Consider the following 19,472-nt stretch of genomic DNA (forward strand, 5'->3'; position numbering starts at 1 on the left):
TCTTTCGGCGAGCGGTCTAACCTCGAAGCGAGGAATTTCCAGAGGAGCAGGTCCCAGTTCGCGAACCCGTGTCTCGAAGTCGCGTTTTGACACGACTCCCTACTTCAAGCCGAAGCTGCGCCGCATGCCGGGGATCGCCAGCTCGACGTCGTTCAGCTTGCGCATCAGCGTCTGGCGGGCCACCCGCGGGAAGCGCAGTACCTGCGCCATCTGCATCTTCACATGCACGGCGCGAAACCAGCCGGTGCGCATGATGTTGGCGATCCGCGCGCGTCGTTGCGGTCTGTCTTGTTCGGCATGACGATGCTTGCAATTGCCTCGAGCACGCGGCTTGCCTCGTTCTGCGAGCAATCGTCCCTTTTATTTAATCGGGCGCTGTGATTTATGTTGTTCCCATGAAGATGCGTGGCAAAAAAAGTGAGATATCTCCTGATCTTACGCTGGATGGCGTTGGTGCACCGCACCAGCAGATCGAGCGTGCGATCCGGAGCAAAATCCAGACCGGCGCCTGGCCGCCAGGATATCGAATTCCGCCGGAGGAAGACCTTGCGTTCACACTTGGTGTCTCTCGAGCGCCGCTGAACAAAGTGCTGAACAATTTGGCGAACGCCAAGATCATTGTCCGGAGACGGCGTCTGGGAACTTTTGTCAGTGAACGCACGGACAATCATGCAGTCATCGGCGTCATCGATATTCGTGACAAGATCGAGAGCGCAAACAAGACCTACAGCTTCGAACTGCTCGAACGCGAGGTCGTTGACGCTGCACAGGCCTATGGATGGCAAGAGGCGGTCGAGAACGAACGTCTGCTAAGGCTTGAACTCGTCCATCAGGCCAACGGCACCAACGAGGTGTTCGAGCAACGATTTATCCGCATCTCGGTCATTCCCGAAGTTGAATTCGAAGCGTTCGATGAGGTACTGCCGAACGAATGGCTGTTAGCGCGGCTACCGTGCACGCGGCTGATCAACACGATCCGGGCAACGAATGCAGATCGCCGAATCGCTAAGGCGCTGGGGCTCGCGCCCAACGAACCGCTGCTCGTGTCGGAACGGCGGACATGGGCACACACCGATGCATTAACCTGGGTGAAGCTGTCTTTTCCCGGCTATCGCAACGAGTTCATTGGAGAATTCAGCCCGCTCCAACCTTTCGCAAGTCTAGGCTGACCGGTCAGCCGGCTTCGGGGATTACCACAGTGAACGACGCAGACAGCAACATGGACATGATGGTTCTGGCGACAGAGCTAAGGACCAAGGTGTTCGCGGAAGTGCCGCACGAGGTTGCATTGATCGTGTCCTCCGACACGATCAACAAAAGCTATCTGTCCGGCTATGTGAGCATGGCGCACGATCTGGCCCCAACTTATCGATCCGCAGTGCTTGCTTCTCGCGACGAGGCATCGCTGGTCGCAAGCGCTGCCGATGCAGGCCCTGCGCTCGACGTGCTGGGCGATCCCGGTCTGCTATATCGGTACGGTGTTTTCCATTTCGTATCGGCAACCCTGGGACCGGCGGGCTTTGGCCGACCGGCAAGCGTGGGTTTTGAGGAAGCCCTTGCCGAGGCCCTGAGAGCATTAAGGCCAACGAGCGGCCTCATCGGCGTGGACCGCGCGAATGACGATCTGGTCTGGACCATGTGCCGCGAGATATTCGGTGAACGGTCCGTTATCGACGTCACGCGGGACATTGCACGGGCACGCGCCACGAAAACGGCCGGCGAATTGGCGCGCCTGCGAAAGGCAGCGCGACTGATCGAGAATGGCTTTCGATGGGTGATCGAGAACGCTCGCGCCGGCATGACCGAATTCGACATTGCGGCAGGGCTCACCGGTACTATCGTCACCGGCGGAGGAATTCCGCGCTTTGTTTCCGTGACATCAGGGCCAAGGTCGGCACTGGCGGATGCCTATCCCACCTGGAGGGTGATCGCCAAAGGCGAGATGATCCGTATCGATGCTGGATGCACCGTCGACGGCTATTGGTCCGATATAGCCAGAACTTTCGTTTTCGGCGAACCGGATGCCCGACAGCGCAGGATTTACCAGGCGCTGCGTGTGGGACTGGACGAGGAACTCGCGGCGGTGCGTGCGGGGATCGCAGCCAATGAGCTCTTCGGAGTGGCAGTGGAGGCCGTTCGCACCAACGGCTTGCCCGAGTACAGGCGGCAGCATTGCGGCCATGGCATCGGGCTGCGGTCTTATGACTCGCCGCTGATCAACCCTTCCGACACCACCCCGCTCGTCGAAGGGATGTGCCTCTGCCTGGAAACACCCTATTACGAACTCGGCGTGGACGGCATGATGGTCGAGGACACCGTCCGCGTTACGGCGACGGGACATGAGTCGCTGACCACGATGCCTCGCGAGCTTTTCGTCCTGCCGTGAACGACGCTCAACCGGCGATCCCGGCACACAGACCATACAACGCATCGCCGGTTGCGGTGAGTGCGGGGAATCTCCGGAAGATCACGATGCCGTCGGCACTGAAGCGGAGTTCGAGCGGTTTGGCTAGCGGCAGGCCAAGCGGATGCAGATATCCTGCCGGCTCCCCGCTTTTGACGGGGTTGCCGATCTTTGCGATCGGTTCGAAAAGACCGTCTGAGGGCGCGTAGATCGAGGAGGCGGGCGGCAGCATTTTCAGCCTGCGGGCAGGTTGGGCTTCCGGCGCCGAAATCTCCGGCGCGATCCCCAGTTGGCGCAGAACGCGGCGGATACCGGCCTCCGCCAGGTCGGCGCCGGCCGGCGACAGTCCCGGTCCGCCGCCGAGCTCCGTTGTCAGCGCCGCCAGTCCGTGTGCGACCGCCGAAGCGTAGAGCGTCGCCGCTCCGCCGCCACCCTTGCCATCGGTGAGAATGCTGTTTGGCGCACGGAAGGCATCGAGCAGTTCCTCGATCCGCCGCTCCTGTTGCGGCGTGCGGCCGCGATGTGCGAAGGCCACGGGCATGTAGTCCAGCGAGCTTCCGCCCGAATGAAGGTCGAGCACGTAATCGGTCAGCGGAAAGAGGACCTCGGTCACGTAATGCGCGATCATGGCGGTGGGACCGCCCGTGGCGTCGCCAGGAAACAGCCGGTTGAGGTTTCCTCCATCCAGCGGCGAGTTTCTGCGCCCCGCGATGACCGCCGGACGGTTCAATTCCGGCAGGATGATGACCCGGCCTTTGACTTTCGTCTGCGTAAGGGCGTGGGCGATCCTGCGCAAGGCGATCTGCCCTTCATACTCGTCGCCATGCGTCCCCGACGTCAAAAGAACGGTCGGGCCCTCCCCCCCGTTCACGCAGATCATCGGAACCGGGAGCCAGCCATAGGCTGATGTATCGGATGAGTAGGGAACCCGGGCATAGTCGGATTGAACGCCATGCCTTTCAAAATCGATGGTGGACCAGACCTGACTAGCCATAAAACCTCTCCATTGTCTGTCGGGCGAAGCCGCCGTAACCCCTTGTCCTGTTCCGTTCACGTCCGTTTCAGACGAAACTCCGCCGCCGTGGGAGTCATGCCGGCAAGGATCGCGGCCAGCATGCAGATGACCGCAGTGGCGATGAGAATCGGCGTGATGCCGATGATTGCCGACAAGGGCGCGATCGCCGACAGGCCCAAAGGCGCCAGGCCATAGGATACGATGAAATCCAGCGAGGAGACGCGCGCGAGCTTTTCGCGGGCAATACCGTCCTGGATGGCGGTGAACCAGATGACGTTGAACAATTCCATGCCAAAGCCGGCAAGAGCATAGGCGGCCATCGGAAGCCAGAACGTCTCGGCCGCCAGGAGGCTGAGCGGCACCAGTGCGTAGCTGCCCAAGCCGGCGAGCGCCCACCACCCCCTCTTGGCCGGCTTCCAGCACGAAATCACAATGGCGCCGACCAGCGCACCCGACATGTATGCCGTCACGCTGCACACCAGCAGCGTCACGTCGCCGAACACCTCGGCGCTGATGACGGGCACAAGTACATTGGTGACGGAATAGCCTGTCGCCACGACGGCGCAGAGGGCTGCGAGCGCGGCGAAAAACCAGGGATGGCGCCGCGCTTCGCGATAGCCCTCGGCAAAGTCTGAGGCGAAGAGCCTCAAAAAGGCCGACTGCAGTGTTGACCCGTCAGCCTGCTTGCGAGGCTCCGTCGGCCAGGGCGGCAGCAGGGCGCTGACTGTCCAGAGTACCCCGATCGCGAGGAATGCAGCCGCAACGCCAAACATGGTGGCGATCAGCGTGGCGGTTGCAGGTCCGACCAGAATCGTTCCTCGCACCGAGAGGCTGAGCGCCGCGTTGGCGGTTTGGAGGTCCGCTTCAGGTACGACGCGTGGCATGATCGACTGATAGACAGGCCTGGAAGCGCCCTGCCCGATACCCGACAGGAGCACGCCCGCTCCGGTCAGCAACGAGGCTGCCTGCGCATCCCAGGCAAGCTCGATGCAGATGAGCAGGGTCCCGCCGGCGGCGATCAGGCTTGAGGCAAATATGATCCTGCGGCTTCCGATCCGGTCGGCCATGACACCGCCGATCGGCACCGCGGCAAGAAAGCCGAGCGAGCGGAGCGCGAGGAAAAGGCCGAGATCGATCGCGGACAGAATGTTTTGCGACACGGCGAAGCCGAGCACGAAAGGCAGCGCCCAGGTGGCAATGCCGCAAGCGGTATTGCCGGACCAGAGCCGGAGGAAGGGTAGTGAGCGGACGCTGGACACCGGCTTGCACAGGCCTTTCAGCAAGGGTCGAAGGTGCTTTTTAAAAGCGGGCCTGGCGCTAGGCTCTCCGGATTTCGTCCAGGATGCGGATCCAACTGCGTACGCCTTTGTGAAACCGCTCGATGTCATAGCGCTCGTCAGGCGCGTGTATCGCGTCATCGGGCAGGATGAAGCCGATCACGATGCAATCGATGCCGAGCATGTCCTTGAATTCCTGCGCGAGCGGGATCGATCCGCCGGAGCCCTTCAAGACAGTCGGGCTTTCCCATTCCCTTGCCAATCCGCGGGCCGTTGCTTTCACGAATGGATTGTCCTCGGGCAAGGTAACCGCGCTACTGCCCGGAAACCCTTCGAACTCCACCGTGCATCCCTCCGGCAAACGCGACCGGACATGACGCTGGAAGGTCTGGCGGACATGCTCCGGAGCCTGCCCCTCCACCAGGCGGAAAGACAGCCGCGCGGTGGCGGAACCGGGGATGACGGAGCGCTCCCCGGGTCCTTGGTTTCCGCTGGTGACCCCGTTGAAATCGATCGTGGGCCGGCCCCAGATGGCTTCAAGCGGCGAATAGCCCTGCTCGATGGTCCCGCCCGTCAGATCGACCTTGTCGAAAAGATCGGATTCATCTGAAAGAGCGCGCCATTGGGCGCGAAGCGTCTGCGAAATCTCCTTCACACCATCGTAGAAGCCCTCGATGGTCACGCGCCCGGCCTCGTCGTGGATGCCTGCAAGGATCGAACCGAGGATGCGGATCGGATTTGCCGCGACCGCTCCGAAATAGCCTGAATGCAGGTCGCGGTTCGGCGCGAAGATCGTGACCTTTTCGTGCAGCAGGCCTTTCAGGCGCAGGCTCAGTGCCGGCTGCGTCGGGGACCACATGTCGCTATCGCAGATGAAAGCTATGTCGCAGGCCAGTTCATCCCGATGCGCTTCCAGGAAGGCCGGCAGGCTGTGGGAGCCGGACTCTTCCTCCCCTTCCAGCAGAATGGTCACCTTGCCCGCGAAGCCGCCATGGACGGACTTCCATGCGCGGAGCCCCTCGATGAATGTCCATAGCTGGCTCTTGCTGTCCGAGGCGCCCCGTCCGTAGAAGCGGCGAACCCCGTCTTCCTCGATGATCTTCGGCTCGAATGGCCTATGCCGCCAATCCTCCAATGTGCCGACCGGCTGCACATCATAGTGACCGTAGAAGAGCAATTTCGGCCGGCCGGCCTGGGGGTCGTCCGTCGAGTGGGCCAGCACGAGCGGGTGCCCCTCGGTCTCCACCACGCGTGCGTCGAAGCCCAAGCCGGAAAGCTCGTCGCACAACCAGCGCGCCGCCTGTTCGATGCCGGGCTTTCCTTCCGGATCGCTGGAAACGGATGGGATCGCTATCAGATCAAAGAGCTTGGCGGTCGCGGCCTGCAGATTGCGGTCCGCTTCCAGAAGGGCATTCTCGAGGTTGGACATGGTCTCGCCTGTCTGTTGATTCCGGCTGCCGGTGATGGTCGCCAGGTCGGCTGCGCGGTCCTGCGGATCAGAGCTCGAAGCCGTATTCGCGTTTCAGGTAAGCCCGCAGCGACGCCAGATCCGCTTTCGCCATAGACACCTGCAGGGATGCCGTGGGTTCCTTCAGGCCGGTCGAGCAGCCCATCACGACCACCGGCCCATCGCTCTCGAGATCAGGAATATCCTCAAGAGCGGCAAAGGCGGCGCTCGAAGAGACTTCCTGCCACAGTCCTTGGCGAGCCATGACCGCGTGCGCGGCAAGCGCCGCATCGTCGTCGACCAGCAGCGGGATGCCCTTGCTTTCACGCATTGCGACGACGGATCTGTAGCCATTCACCGTGGTGGCGGTCCCGGATTGTATCGTCGGATTTGCAGCGACCGTCGTCGCCGGCAGGCCTGCCTTGATGGCATGGTAGAGGGGGCCGCGCGCCGCCGGCTCGACCGATACGAGTTGTGGTGTTCGATCAATATGTCCCAGCAGCCGGGCCTCGTTGAAGCCTTTGTAGATGCCGTACAGCATCTCGCCGTAGCCCGTAGGCACCACCACGGCCGCCGGAACCAGCCCATCCAGATCGGCGAGAATTTCATAGGCGATGGTCTTGTAGCCTTCCGGCCCCCACGGGTGCCCGGTGTGCACCGTCGTGAGATTGCTGACGGGGTAAGTTCCGGAAACCTGCTGAAGCAGCCGCATTGCCGGCCAACGGTCTTCCGCCGGCAGGAATATGGGAAATGCGCCATAGCCGAGGATCATGTCCCGAAAGGCCGGGCTGACTTCAGGCATGGTGAGAACGACGCAATTCAGTCCCGCACGTCTGGCCATCGCCGCCGCCGATACGCCGTGATTTCCCGACGAAGCCACGATGATGGTCGATGCTCCTTCATAGAGGGCAGCCGAAACCGTGAAACGGTTCAGCCGGTCCTTATGGCTCCAGGTCGGGTTCCGGCTTTCGTCTTTCACGAACACGCCGCGCGCGCGGAAGCGTTGGGGCGCGACGCCTGACACGTCCACCAGCGGCGTGCCGCCGACCGGCATGGTCATTTTCGGGTGCAGCGGCGGCAGAAGTTCCTGCCAGTCGTTCCAGCCAGAGCCCTTCTTGAAGGAGACGCGGGTCACCGACGCGTAGTCATAGGCCACCTCGAGCGGATACTGCATGTCCTCTTCCGAGGAGACGGGGCATCCTGAAAGCAGTGCCGGCAGCAGGGGGAATACGGGGTTCGTCGGGCCGAGCGAACGTTGCTCCGTCGCCAGCGACAGTGTGTTAGCCACTAGATTCATTTCTTATTGCCTACGAAATTGCTTGGATTCTTGGTCGATCGTCGTGCCCGGCAGGCACCGGGCCGAGACTCAGTGGAGAATCTGCTCCAGAAATTGCTTGGTGCGGGCTTCGCTCGGATTGCCGAAAAACACGAAGGGCGGCGCCTCTTCGACAATCTTCCCCTGATCCATGAAGATGACGCGGTCCGCGATCCTGCGGGCGAACCCCATCTCATGGGTGACGCAGATGATGGTGATCCCGTCATTTGCGAGATCGGCGAGCGTCTCCAGCACCTCCTTCACCATCTCGGGATCAAGGGAGGATGTCGGCTCGTCGCAGAGCAGGATTTTCGGCCTTGCGCACAGCGATCGCGCGATCGCCACACGTTGTTGCTGGCCTCCCGACAGTTGGCGCGGGTACTTGCCCGCCTGTTCAGGAATTCTGACCCGTGCCAGATAGTGCTTCGCAAGATCTTCGGCTTCCTGGCCCGGCATTTTGTGGACCCACCTTAGCGCCAGAGTACAGTTTTCGAGGACCGTGAGATGGGGAAACAGGTTGAACTGCTGGAAGACCATGCCGACATTCCTGCGGACGGCATCGAGCACCCTTGACTTTTGCGACAAGGCGATACCGTTCACCCTGACCGCTCCGCCCTGGAATGGTTCCAGCCCGTTGATGCAGCGGATCATCGTCGACTTTCCCGACCCCGAAGGCCCGCAGACGACGATTTTCTCGCCCTCCTTCACGATCAGATTGATATCGGTCAGGACCTGGAAATCACCGAACCACTTGCTCATGCCTTCGATTTCGACAGATCTTGCATAATCGTTCTCGGCCATTGCCGGATTCCTCTCATGTGGAGCATCGTTCGAGCGCGCCATCACAGCGCCCCGATCCGATCGCGGCCGGAAACGGCGACCAGCGAAAAGACCGCCGAAAGAGCGACGCGGGTAATGATGGTGATGCAGATGTAGATTGCGCCGGCGCTGAGCAGCGGCTCATAGACGTCGAGCGTGCGCGAGCGGATCTCGTTGGCGAACCCCATGACGTCCATCACCGTAACGGTGAAGGCCAGCGCCGTAGACTTGCAAAGCATGATGACTTCGGTGGTGTAGGCGGCAAAGCCGTTTCGCAGCATGGCTGGAAGAATTGCCACGCGGAATGTCTGGAAGCCGCTCAGGCCGAGCGATTTGGCGGCTTCGAGCTGCTCCCTCGGGGTTTGAAAATAAGACCCCCGCATGATCTCGGACGTGTAGGCCATCTCGACGACGGACAGGCACAAGACAGCGCACCAGAACGGACTTGAGAACACGTCCCAGAGAAATGTGTCTCTGATGATCGGGAGCACCGGGAAGCCGTAATAGATAACGTAAAGAACGAGCAGCATGGGCACGCCGCGAATGCAGAACATGAGGTTCCACACGCCCCTCGACAGCAGCCCGCCGAAATAGATCTGGATGAAGGCGGAGGCAGCAGCGAGCAGGAAGCCGATGACGAGCGAGATGATGAACAGCGCAAGGGTCGTCGATAGTCCGCCCAGGATTTCCTTGCCGTAGGTGATGATGAGGTCCATCAGATCTCTCCCATGGACCGGCGCGAGCGCTTTTCCAGCCTGTGGAACAGCTTGGCCGAGGCGAAGGCGAAAACGATGAAGATGGCGATCGCGATGCCGTAGAAGGTGAATGGCGCTCCAGTGGAGCGGGCCCCGATGGAGGCGGTGCGAACGATGTCTGAAATGCCGATGATGCTCAGGAGAGCGGTTTCCTTCATGCTGATCAGCCAAAGTGAACTCAGATACGGAATCATCTTCCGGTAAACCTGAGGGAGAATGATCAGGGCAAGAGATTGGAAAGCAGAGAGGCTCAGCGCGCGTCCCGCTTCATTTTGTCCGGGTGGAATATCTGCCCAACTAGCCTTGAAGAGTTCGGTCGAATAGGCGCCGAGAACAATGGAGGTCGACATGATGCCGGGGACCAGTGGGTTCACGGTGAGGTGGGACATGCCCGGGATGGTTGCCAATGCACCGTTGATGATCCCATCCACTGTGTAAAAGATCAGGAGCAGTAGGAGGATGTCGGGCAGGCTTCTGAAAATGTAGGTGTAGAGCTTAATGATCGCAGCCGCGCCCCAAAGCCTAGATCTCGCGGTGATCGTAAGCGCAATCCCGATGAGGATGCAGAATGCGAAGCTAAGAACCGCGACTGTCAGGCTGACGCCAAAAGCTCTAGCGAATTGCCAGCCCCAACCCGCTTTCAAATACTCAAGCATCCAGAACTACCTTTAGGAATTGATCAGACGAAGATCCCTGCGCCGCAAACGGAACGAGCGGCTTTCGCGCCGTTGTTCCGGATGCCGGGCTGGCGGGGGATCGATGTTTGCGGGAGCCGATTGAGGGTCGTCCGCCGTGCTTCGAGCAGCGGATGGCCGTCTTGAAGCCTGACGCCGTTGTGAGGATGTCCGGCGACGCTTACTTGATCGGCGGGCCCCATTTCTTGGCAAGCTCGGCCCACGTGCCGTTGTCGCGCAGTGTCTGCAACGCCCGGTTGAACTCATCGCGCAATGCGGCGTCGTCGGGGCGGAACGCCATGCCGATGCCTTCGGAGACCTCTACTGGGTCGCCGATATTGACCATCTTCGGCGTTTCGCCGCCCTTTGCGAGGAATGGCTCGATATCGCCCAATACGACGTCGACGCGCCCTGCTTTCAGGTCGGACACCAATGCATCCATGGACGGATAGCGCCGAATTTCGATGCCGGGATATGTTCTTTCGACATAGGCGGCATTGGTCGTCCCTTGCTGGACGCCGATCACTTTGCCTTTCATGGTTTCGGAGGTGATGTTGAATTCCTTGCCTTCCACCACTCCGAAATATGAATAGGTGCGAGCATAGGGTGCGCTGAAGATGACGCGCTTTTTTCGCTCTTCCGTGATGCCCATGCCGCCTATTATGACATCGAATTTCTTAGCCAGTAGGGCGGGAATGATGCCGCTCCATTCGTTCGTCACGAAGCTGCACTTCGCCTTCATGATCTCGCACATTGCGTTGCCAAGATCGATGTCGAAACCCTGAAGCGTTCCATCCGCAGCCGTCATGTTGAAAGGAGGGAATCCACCCTCGTTTGCAATTGCGATCTCCCGTTGTGACTGTGCTTGTGCGCCGGTCAACGACGCAATCAGCAGCGTTGTCGCGAGAACGCGGGATGAAAGCGATCTCATTGATTCCCCTCATTTTCATTTGTAATTACAAATGAACGGTACTTGAGAGGTCGGCGGATTGTCAACGGGCAAAATCGCCGCCGCGCTAAACTCCGCAGCCCGGACCGTATGAGCCGCGCTAGGATTGCCAGAGGTCTTTTGGTTTGAGTCACGTCGCGATGGCAAATTTGACTTTCTCAAGCCCGGCAACGGGCTTCGGCCGGCCACCCCGGGCGCGACGCCGAGCGGTGTTTGAGTGGCAAACCAGTTGGGTCGACCAGTGTGGAAGGCCATCAACACCTTGCACTTGCGCAGTCTCCATGAGACGGACAAACCAGCGGGCCGGGCCGTATCGCATTGTTGATCGTTGGCGACGATGAAGCCGACAAGGCAAAAGCCATCCGGCTCTTCGACGACTTCGGATTTGATAGCATCAGCGCTGGCTGGCTTGATGAGTCCTGGCGTTAGCAGCCTGGCCGGCCGCTATACGCTGCCAATCCCGATGCAGGAGGTGTCTGCAGGGCGCGTTCTGAGGAAAGCCCCGAGCGCAAGCCGGAGGTGCGTGGGACTCCGAGCCGCAGCCCCGGCAAGGGGCGTACTCCAAAAAGAGCGGACTCATAAAAAACCGCCCTGATGTTCAAATCAGGACGGTAATTGATTTATGACAGAATTGGTTGCGGGGGACCGCCACCAAGCCTTACGCCGTGACGCGCCACAGTGTCCGAAACCGGTATTTCTCGCGAGGGACTACGATGTTGGTGATTGGCGAACCCCTCCATGCCAAGCCTGGCTTCATGCCTCCTATGCCGAGTATCTCATGTGGTTCGAGCCACATGTGATAGGCTACGGCTAACTCTTCTCCGCAGGAGTATAAAAGTGCAGGAATAGGTCGATGCCTGTTTCGATCTGGATGTCGATCTCTCGCCGGCTGGGTTGGATCTCCGGCAGTAGCAGGCCCCGAATGTCGAGGTCGCCTCTTACAGTGCTGAGGAATTGGTTCGCGGCGAGAGCCGGATTCTGAACATTGAGCAGGCCCTTTTGGTGTGCCTCAGTCAGGAACTTCGCCAAACGCTCTGTCATGGCCTTAGGTCCCGCGTTGAACATGGCCTCACCGATCGAGGGGAATCGAGGCACCACCCCGACGATGGCGCGTCGCAAGAACATGGCGCGTTCCGACAGAAAGATCTCGACGAACTTTTGCGCAACGTGCCTGAGGACGCCCCGAACATCGTCGTTATCTGGCGCAATCTGCCATATTTCCGCAGATATGAGGTTCGCTTCATCCACCATGACCGCAGTGAACAATTCCTCCTTGCTCGCAAAATGCGCGTAGAGCGTCGCCTTCGATACCTGGGCCTGTCGCGCGACCATATCCATCGTGATCGTATCGAATCCATGATCCAGGAACAGCTCACGGGCGGCGGCCAGGATAGACGCGATCTTGCGATCTCGCTGCGTTGACGCACGACCTCCCGCATTTTCCTGCGTTGCTTCCTTTGCCCGCGGCGGACTCATAGCTATCCATACCCCAAAAACTGAACCGTTCAGTTTGAACTTGACACGAGCGGCCATATTCAGCAAATAAAAAAACTGAACGGTTCAGTTTAGTTTTAAGAATGGATGACCGATGCGGAGGCCGCTTCGTTTCCCTCGACAATCAACCCCTTTCCTTTTCAGCGTGCTCGCCCTGGCATTGAGCGGATGCGGCGACAAGGAAAGTTCCCCCGTACCCGCGCCGATTCCCGTGAAGGCTGAGATCGTGACCGCGTCGCAACACATCCAATCAGTTGCCCTGACTGGAGAACTCAAGGCGCGTGTTCAAAGCGACCTCGCGTTCCGGGTCACAGGCAGGCTCGCCGAGCGCTTTGTCGAAGTCGGCGATCATGTCGAAGCCGGCCAGATGCTGGCGAAACTGGAGCCTCAGGAACAAGAGGCGGATGTTGCCAGCGCGATAGCGGGCGTTCAGTCCGCCGAAGCGACCTTGCGCCAGACAACCGCTGCCTTCGATCGCCAAAGGACCCTGCTCGCCAATGGCTTCACGACCCAGGGCAGTTACGACAATGCCTTGCAAGCCCTTCAAGCGGCTCGCGCGACCCTCGACTCCGTTCGCTCCAATCTCGGAACAGCGAAGGAACAGCTTGGCTACACGACGCTGACCGCCAGCGCGTCGGGCATCGTGGTCTCGCGAGGTGCGGAGGCGGGGCAGGTCGTCGATGCAGCGCAGTCGGTCTTCACTATCGCACGCGATGGGGAGCGCGATGCTGTCTTCGAAGTCAACGAAGGACTTCTGTCGCACCGGCCGGCTGACGGCTCGATCGCGATCGCCCTGATCTCCGATCCCACAGTCACCGCGATCGGCCATATCCGCGAGATTGCCCCTGCAATTGATCCTTCGACCGGCACAGTGCGGGTCAAATTCTCGATCGATGCTCCGCCCGCCGCAATGACTCTCGGCGCCGCCGTCACAGGGACGGGTCGGTTCCAGCCCGGCCAAGCATTCGCTCTCCCATCAAGTGCGTTCTTTACGCAAAACGGCAATCCCGCCGTTTGGACAGTCGACCCGCAAACCCATGTTGCGACGATCAAGCCGATTACCGTCGATCGCTACCGAACCGATGAAGTGCTGGTCAAAGACGGTCTGCAAAGCGGCGATATCGTGGTGACGGGCGGAACACAATTGCTTCATCCCGGCCAGACGGTGACCCCGCTGATGCCGGCAATACAGGTCAGCGGGGAGGCCGCGAAATGAGGCGGGCTCCGTTGTTTGTCACGGCCGCCGTCCTGGCTGGCGCGCTGGCGGGTTGCAATTCCAACGGCGAGGATACCCAGGCACCTGCGCCTCCAAGACCCGTCGTCACCATTCTGGCCAAACCTCTCGAGGACCAGTCGGCCGGGTTCGCCGGCACCATCCAGCCCCGTTTTCAAACAGATCGGGGGTTTCGTGTCCTCGGTCGCCTGGTTTCCAGGAATGTCGAGGTCGGGGACGTCGTATCCCGAGGGCAAATTCTGGCTCAGATCGACCCGCAATTGCTGGACCTTGCAGTGCGGGCGAGTGAGGCCGATCTGGCCAAGGCTCAGGCGGCCCTCGCGAATACTTCCGCTGCGCAGAGCAGGATTGGCGCGCTGTTGGCCAAGCGAGTCGCCAACCAGGCTGATTTCGACACTGTTCAGCAGGCGCGTGAAGCGGCTGCCGCCACGGTGAAACAGGCCCAGGCCAGCCTTGCCAAGGCCCGTGAGCAGCGCAGCTACGCCACTTTAACGGCGGACGAGGCTGGCGTCGTCACGAGCGTGGATGCGCAAACCGGCCAGACTGTGATTGCCGGCAACAAGGTCATGACGATCGCCCGAACCGACATCAGGGAAGCCGTCGTCGATGTTCCCGATGAGACGGCGAGAAGCCTCAAGCAGGATCAATCATTTACGATCCGGCTCCAGGCGGATTCCTCTGTCATTGCCACCGGAAAACTCCGCGAGATCGCACCGCAGGCCGATCCGTCGACACGCACGCGCCGAGTGAAGATCACACTCGATCAGGCCGTCGATGCCTTCCGGCTCGGCGCGATGATCACTGTGTTCCCGAAACAGCAAACGACGTCCCAGCAGGCGTTCGAGATCCCCGCCTCCGCGCTGCTCGACCGCAGCGGCGCTGCCGTCGTCTGGCTGCTCGACACGCAGACCAAAACCGTACGCACCGTCTCTGTCGAAGTCACGGTCCGAGGCAAAACCAAAGTGCAGGTCGCGGGCCAGGCGCTGGCCGGTGTCCGGATCGTGACTGCCGGCGTCCATAGCTTGTCCGAAGGGCAAAAAGTCGAGTTTGATGAAAGGATCTCCCCGTGACGCGCTTCAATCTTTCCGACTGGGCGCTCCGGCACCGCTCCCTCGTCTGGTATTTCATGCTGGTGGCGTCCCTGGCCGGGCTGCTCTCCTATTTCAACCTCGGCAGGGCCGAAGATCCTGACTTCACCATCAAGACGATGATCATCCAGGCACGCTGGCCGGGCTCCACCGTCGAGGACATGACCGCCCAGGTCACGGATCGGATCGAAAAGAAACTCGAGGAACTGGACAGTTTCGACTACGCCAAGAGCCTCAACACGCCGGGCATGACGACGATCTTCGTCAATCTGAAGGATACGACCCAGGCCAAGGACATTCCCGCGACCTGGGTCAAGGTTCGTAACATGATCGGCGATATCAAGGACCAGTTCCCCGATGGGGTGATCGGCCCGACATTCAACGACAGCTTTGGCGATGTCTATGGCAACATCTACGCCCTCACGGCCGATGGCTACAGCCAGCGCCAGTTGCGCGATTACGCGGAAACCATCCGCGCCAAGATCCTGGCGGTGCCGGATATTGGAAAGGTCGATCTGATCGGAGCGCAGGATGAGGTCATCTACCTCGAATTTTCGACACGCCAGGTTGCAGCGCTTGGCCTGACGCAGCAGTTGATCGTCGACAGGCTGCGGGCGCAGAACGCGATCGCTCCCTCGGGTACGCTCGAAGCGCAGGCTGAACGCATCAGTGTGCGTGTCGGCGGTCAGTTCACCTCCGAAGAGAGCCTGCGGACCATCAACCTGCAAATCAACGATCGTTTCTTTCGCCTGGGTGACGTGGCCACCATCAGCCGCGGCTACATCGATCCACCGACCGCGCTTTTCCGCGTCGGCGGAAAACCGGCGATCGGGCTGGCGATCGGCATGAAACCAAAAGCCAATCTGCTTCATTTCGGCGAGGCGCTGAAGAAGCAGATGGCGAAGATCGAGTCCGAGCTTCCGATCGGGATCCGTGTGCATCAGGTCTCCGATCAGCCTGCCATCGTGGAGGAGGCCGTCGGCGGTTTCACCAAGGCACTGGCCGAGGCCGTCGCCATCGTGCTGGTCGTCAGCTTCATCAGCCTCGGCCTGCGGGCGGGGCTGGTGGTGGCCATCACGATTCCGATCGTCCTCGCCATTACCTTCATCGCGATGGAGCTTGCCGGCATTTCGCTGCAGCGAATCTCCCTGGGTGCGCTGATCATTGCCCTTGGCCTATTGGTCGATGACGCGATGATTGCGGTCGAGATGATGGTGGCGCGGCTGGAAGTGGGCGACACGCTTCGCAAGGCTGCGACCTATGTCTATACCTCGACGGCCTTCCCGATGCTGACCGGCACACTGGTGACGGTCGCCAGCTTCATCCCTGTCGGGTTGAACAACAGCGCGGCGGGTGAATTCACCTTCACGCTGTTCGTCGTCATCGCAGTCTCGCTTTTGGTATCCTGGGTTGTCGCGGTCCTGTTCGTTCCGCTCCTTGGGGTAACGCTGCTACCGAAGACGATGAAGCAACATCACGGGGAACCTGGCCGGTTCACCCGCCTGTTCGGGCGTCTGCTACGCTTTTGCGTGCGTTGGAAGTGGCTGACCATCGCCGTTACGGTGCTCGCATTTGGCCTCTCCGTCGGAGGAATGCGCTTCGTTCAGCAACAGTTCTTCCCATCATCCGATCGGCGCGAATTGATTATCGACTGGACCGTTGCGCAGAACGCCTCGATCACCGAGACGCGCGCTCAAATGGATCGCTTCGAAAAGCTCGCTCTCGAAGGCGATCCCGATGCCGAACACTGGTCTTCCTATGTCGGCCAGGGCGCGATCCGTTTCGTGCTGTCCTATGACGTGCAGCCGTCCAGTCCCAACTTCGGTCAAATCGTCATCGTGGCCAAAGACATCGAAGCGCGCGACCGGCTTCATGCGAAGTTGCGCGCGGTCATTGCGCAAGACTTCACAGGCACCGATGCCTATGTCCACCTGCTCGACATCGGCCCTCCCGCCGGTCGCCCGGTGCAGTACCGCATCAGCGGCCCGGACCTGCAGATCGTGCGGAATTTGGCGCAGAAGGTTGCGGCTACGCTCTCAGCCAATACCAATCTCAGGGATATCGTCTATGACTGGAACGAGCCCGGCCGCGTGGTGAAGATCGACGTCCTGCAGGACAAGGCCGCACAGCTCGGCATCACCTCCGAGACCATTGCCACCGCACTCAACGGCATTGTTGGCGGCTCGACCGCAACGCAGGTTCGCGACAATATCTATCTGGTGAATGTCATCGGCCGAGCCCGCGGCGGGGAGCGCTCCTCCATCGAGACCCTGCAGAATTTGCAGATTCAGACGAGTGCCGGCAAATCAGTTCCCCTCGCAGCGGTCGCCAACTTCCGCTACGAGTCCGAGCAACCTTCAGTCTGGCGGCGCGGTCGACTGCCGACGATTACCGTCAAAGCTGCGATCGCCACCTCCGTTCAGCCAGCCACCGTCGTTGAAGAGCTGGCCCCTCAGATAGGCGAGGTCACCAGCACACTGCCGGCCGGCTATGGCATCGTCGTGGGTGGATCCGTCGAGGAAAGCGCCAAGGGTCAGGCCCCCATCATCGCCATTGTGCCGGTCATGCTGTTTGCCATGGCGACGATCTTGATGATCCAGCTCCAGAGTTTCCAACGCCTGTTCCTCGTTGTGGTTGTCGCGCCTTTGGGATTGATCGGCGTAGTGGCGGCGCTCGTCCCGAGTGGAGCGCCGCTCGGCTTCGTCGCCATCCTCGGCGTGCTGGCGCTGATCGGCATCCTGATCCGCAATTCCGTCATCCTCGTCATCCAGATCGAGCAACTCCGCAGCGAGGGGAAGGACGGATGGACGGCGGTGGTCGAAGCGACGGAGCATCGCATGCGTCCGATCATGCTGACAGCGGCCGCTGCAAGTCTGGCGCTGATCCCCATCGCCCGCGAGATCTTCTGGGGACCGATGGCGTATGCGATGATGGGCGGCATCATCGTGGGAACGGTGCTGACGCTCCTGTTCCTGCCCGCGCTCTACACCGCCTGGTTTCGTTTCGAAGAACCGAAACATGAGGCTGAGCTGCCAGCCGCGCAAATCCCGGCGACCTAGAGCAAAATGCGTTCGAGTTGAACCGTTCGTTCGGCGTAACACACTGGGAACATAAGCATTTTGCGATTCCTGGTGATTCGACTCGAAGGTAAAACGCTCTAGCAAAACCTTACGTCGCCGGGGCTGAAGTGCTTTGCTCCAGATCCCGGCGCCTTCTCCTCAAGGTCATGGGCGCAGATCGAGATGATCGACCTCTTTGTTGCCGTCGGTTCTCGACGGATTTTCGCAAGGCACGACTGCGGCAAGGCGGCCATTCGCGATCTGCGCCCGGCACGAGTGCTGTTGCTCTTGATCCCTCTTCTGCTCTCGACCGCCTGCGCGACAAGGCCGGAAGAAGTGCTTCGGCCCGTGCCGACGAAAGCGCCAGGTACTAGCCAGATCAACATGCTCGTCGTCACAACGCGCCAGGCCGTCCAGGATCCAGGCCAACTTTATTCGGGCGAACGCGGGCAAGCGATTTCCTTCGACAGCATTGAAGTCTCGATCCCGCCGGATCGCAACCGCAGGATCGGAGAGATCCAATGGCCGAGACATCTCAAGGCAAATCCCGAACGGGAATTTGCCGTCCTCGGTATTCGGAAAGCGGCCTCCGAGCGAGAAGTCCTTGAATGGTTTCGTGGAAACCGCAATTCGAAGAGGCAGGCGGTCATCTTCATCCACGGCTTCAACAACACCTACGCCGATGCCGTGTTTCGCTTCGCCCAGCTCAAGCACGATGCGGGTATCACTGCGGCACCGATTCTCTTCACCTGGCCCTCTCGCGGGAGCGTTTTCGACTACCTCTATGACAAGGAGAGCGCCAATTACTCACGACGTGCCCTGGAAGACCTGATCATTCAGGCGGCAAAGAGCCCGGATGTCGGTGAGATCACGATCGTCGCTCATTCCATGGGAACCTGGCTGGCCATGGAGGCTCTACGCGGCGTAACCATGCGCCAAGGCAGTGTTCCCGGAAAGGTCAACGATGTCATTCTTGCGTCTCCGGATATCGACGTCGACGTGTTTCGTCGGCAGATGATCGAAATGGGACCGAAGCTCCCCCGTTTCACGATAATCGTGTCAACCGCAGATAAGGCTCTTGCGATGTCTCGCTGGCTTTCGGGCGGTATCAATCGCGTCGGCGGAGCGGATCCAACGCCCTATGCCGATATTCTCAAGCGTCTGGGTATCACGGTGATCAACACCAACGGTCTCGAGTCCAAGGACGCGCTCGGTCACAATGCTTTCGCCGACAGCCCCGAAATCGTGGGCTTGCTGGGTCGCCAGGTTGCCGGCCAGTCGCTGCGGCCCAATCAAACAGGCTTGGCCAATCGAATAGAAGGATTCGCCAATTTTGCCGGCTCAGCAACCCGGGCGGCCATTTCGCTTCCGGTCGCCATAATCGATCACGAGACGCCCAATGTGTTGAGCCCAGAATCGACAGGGACAAAGCCTAAGATCACGGGTGGCCAAATTGCCTACTGAGCAGCTCCTGGCTTTAGATAGAGACAGGCTGGCGCCTGCAATGCCTGCGGTATGTCGATCCACTCTTCCCGAACTTCCGCCCGGAACAGCGTAAGCGGCAATTGGATATCGCCTGTCCAGGGCAACGGAGCATCATAGACTTCCGTCGTTTTCAGCGTCCTTTCCAGTTGGGTGCGCTACAGCATCCTGGCCGGCGCCACCCTCGCCTTCATCGCTTCTTTCGATGAAGTGGTGATCGCCATCTTTGTCTCAGGCTCCCATGCCACGACATTGCCGAAGATGATGTGGGATGGTGCCACCAATGAGGTAAATCCGACCATCTCGACGGTTTCGGTCATCATGATCATGATTTCGCTTGCAGCCCTCGCCCTCGGAAGTGTGGCCACTCGCCGCGTTAAACGGCCTCGATGATCCGTCTGGCGCAGGAGGAGAGTGTCACTCTGCAAAAAAATGGTGGCGAAAACCCGCTGACGGCAGG

General features: G+C 60.3%; 17 protein-coding genes. 6 read left to right on the forward strand and 11 right to left on the reverse strand.

The annotated features are described in order from the left end of the window. Window positions 1–99: 99 nt before the first annotated feature. Window positions 100–252 (reverse strand): hypothetical protein, encoded by a 153-nt coding sequence (locus ACZYTC_RS32325; RefSeq protein ID WP_488991673.1) that lies wholly within the window; start codon window positions 250–252, stop codon window positions 100–102. A gap of 143 nt (window positions 253–395) precedes the next feature. On the opposite strand from ACZYTC_RS32325, the gene ACZYTC_RS32330 reads away from it, so the two are divergent. Together ACZYTC_RS32330 and ACZYTC_RS32335 are read left to right on the forward strand one after the other, a co-directional pair. Next, window positions 396–1,169, forward strand: coding sequence for a GntR family transcriptional regulator (locus ACZYTC_RS32330; protein ID WP_488991510.1), 774 nt, complete (start codon window positions 396–398; stop codon window positions 1,167–1,169). 29 nt (window positions 1,170–1,198) lie between these two features. After that, window positions 1,199–2,386 carry a M24 family metallopeptidase gene (locus ACZYTC_RS32335; protein ID WP_488991511.1) on the forward strand — a complete coding sequence of 396 codons (1,188 nt, stop codon included), beginning with the start codon at window positions 1,199–1,201 and terminating at the stop codon, window positions 2,384–2,386. Between the two features lie 7 nt (window positions 2,387–2,393). On the opposite strand, the gene ACZYTC_RS32340 is transcribed toward ACZYTC_RS32335, so the two are convergent. The 9 genes from ACZYTC_RS32340 to ACZYTC_RS32380 all read right to left on the reverse strand — a co-directional run bounded on the left by ACZYTC_RS32340 (window position 2,394) and on the right by ACZYTC_RS32380 (window position 12,188). Beyond that, window positions 2,394–3,398 carry a succinylglutamate desuccinylase/aspartoacylase family protein gene (locus ACZYTC_RS32340; protein WP_488991512.1) on the reverse strand — a complete coding sequence of 335 codons (1,005 nt, stop codon included), beginning with the start codon at window positions 3,396–3,398 and terminating at the stop codon, window positions 2,394–2,396. 56 nt (window positions 3,399–3,454) lie between these two features. Next, window positions 3,455–4,678: an MFS transporter gene (locus ACZYTC_RS32345; protein ID WP_488991513.1), complete on the reverse strand. Its 1,224-nt coding sequence runs from the start codon at window positions 4,676–4,678 to the stop codon at window positions 3,455–3,457. Between the two features lie 58 nt (window positions 4,679–4,736). Continuing rightward, a complete protein-coding gene (locus tag ACZYTC_RS32350; RefSeq protein WP_488991514.1) occupies window positions 4,737–6,125 on the reverse strand; it encodes a M20/M25/M40 family metallo-hydrolase in 1,389 nt (462 codons plus the stop codon). A gap of 67 nt (window positions 6,126–6,192) precedes the next feature. Continuing rightward, window positions 6,193–7,317 carry a threonine synthase gene (locus ACZYTC_RS32355; protein ID WP_488991515.1) on the reverse strand — a complete coding sequence of 375 codons (1,125 nt, stop codon included), beginning with the start codon at window positions 7,315–7,317 and terminating at the stop codon, window positions 6,193–6,195. A 192-nt stretch (window positions 7,318–7,509) separates the two neighbouring features. Further along, window positions 7,510–8,259, reverse strand: coding sequence for an amino acid ABC transporter ATP-binding protein (locus ACZYTC_RS32360; protein ID WP_488991516.1), 750 nt, complete (start codon window positions 8,257–8,259; stop codon window positions 7,510–7,512). A gap of 41 nt (window positions 8,260–8,300) precedes the next feature. After that, a complete protein-coding gene (locus tag ACZYTC_RS32365; protein WP_488991517.1) occupies window positions 8,301–8,993 on the reverse strand; it encodes an ABC transporter permease subunit in 693 nt (230 codons plus the stop codon). After that, the gene (locus ACZYTC_RS32370) at window positions 8,993–9,688 is read right to left on the reverse strand and encodes an ABC transporter permease subunit (protein ID WP_488991518.1); all 696 of its coding nucleotides are present in this window, start codon (window positions 9,686–9,688) and stop codon (window positions 8,993–8,995) included. Before ACZYTC_RS32370 ends, ACZYTC_RS32365 begins: the two co-directional genes overlap by 1 nt. Before the next feature lie 199 nt (window positions 9,689–9,887). After that, window positions 9,888–10,637 carry a transporter substrate-binding domain-containing protein gene (locus ACZYTC_RS32375; protein WP_488991519.1) on the reverse strand — a complete coding sequence of 250 codons (750 nt, stop codon included), beginning with the start codon at window positions 10,635–10,637 and terminating at the stop codon, window positions 9,888–9,890. Between the two features lie 828 nt (window positions 10,638–11,465). Then, window positions 11,466–12,188 carry a TetR/AcrR family transcriptional regulator gene (locus ACZYTC_RS32380; protein WP_488991520.1) on the reverse strand — a complete coding sequence of 241 codons (723 nt, stop codon included), beginning with the start codon at window positions 12,186–12,188 and terminating at the stop codon, window positions 11,466–11,468. 55 nt (window positions 12,189–12,243) lie between these two features. Here ACZYTC_RS32380 and ACZYTC_RS32385 point away from each other — a divergent pair, with 55 nt between their 5' ends. From ACZYTC_RS32385 to ACZYTC_RS32400, 4 genes are all read left to right on the forward strand, one after another. Then, window positions 12,244–13,365, forward strand: coding sequence for an efflux RND transporter periplasmic adaptor subunit (locus tag ACZYTC_RS32385; protein ID WP_488991521.1), 1,122 nt, complete (start codon window positions 12,244–12,246; stop codon window positions 13,363–13,365). 11 nt (window positions 13,366–13,376) lie between these two features. Then, entirely contained in the window at window positions 13,377–14,453 is a 1,077-nt protein-coding gene (locus ACZYTC_RS32390) for an efflux RND transporter periplasmic adaptor subunit (RefSeq protein ID WP_488991522.1), read from the forward strand. Then, window positions 14,450–17,530, forward strand: coding sequence for an efflux RND transporter permease subunit (locus ACZYTC_RS32395; RefSeq protein ID WP_488991523.1), 3,081 nt, complete (start codon window positions 14,450–14,452; stop codon window positions 17,528–17,530). Before ACZYTC_RS32390 ends, ACZYTC_RS32395 begins: the two co-directional genes overlap by 4 nt. Window positions 17,531–17,713: 183 nt before the next feature. Beyond that, entirely contained in the window at window positions 17,714–18,994 is a 1,281-nt protein-coding gene (locus ACZYTC_RS32400; RefSeq protein WP_488991524.1) for an alpha/beta hydrolase, read from the forward strand. Between the two features lie 176 nt (window positions 18,995–19,170). Here ACZYTC_RS32400 and ACZYTC_RS32405 read toward each other — a convergent pair whose 3' ends face one another. Beyond that, the gene (locus tag ACZYTC_RS32405) at window positions 19,171–19,341 is read right to left on the reverse strand and encodes a hypothetical protein (RefSeq protein WP_488991525.1); all 171 of its coding nucleotides are present in this window, start codon (window positions 19,339–19,341) and stop codon (window positions 19,171–19,173) included. Between the last annotated feature and the right edge of the window lie 131 nt (window positions 19,342–19,472).

The organism is Labrys sp. F242 (assembly GCF_057813875.1).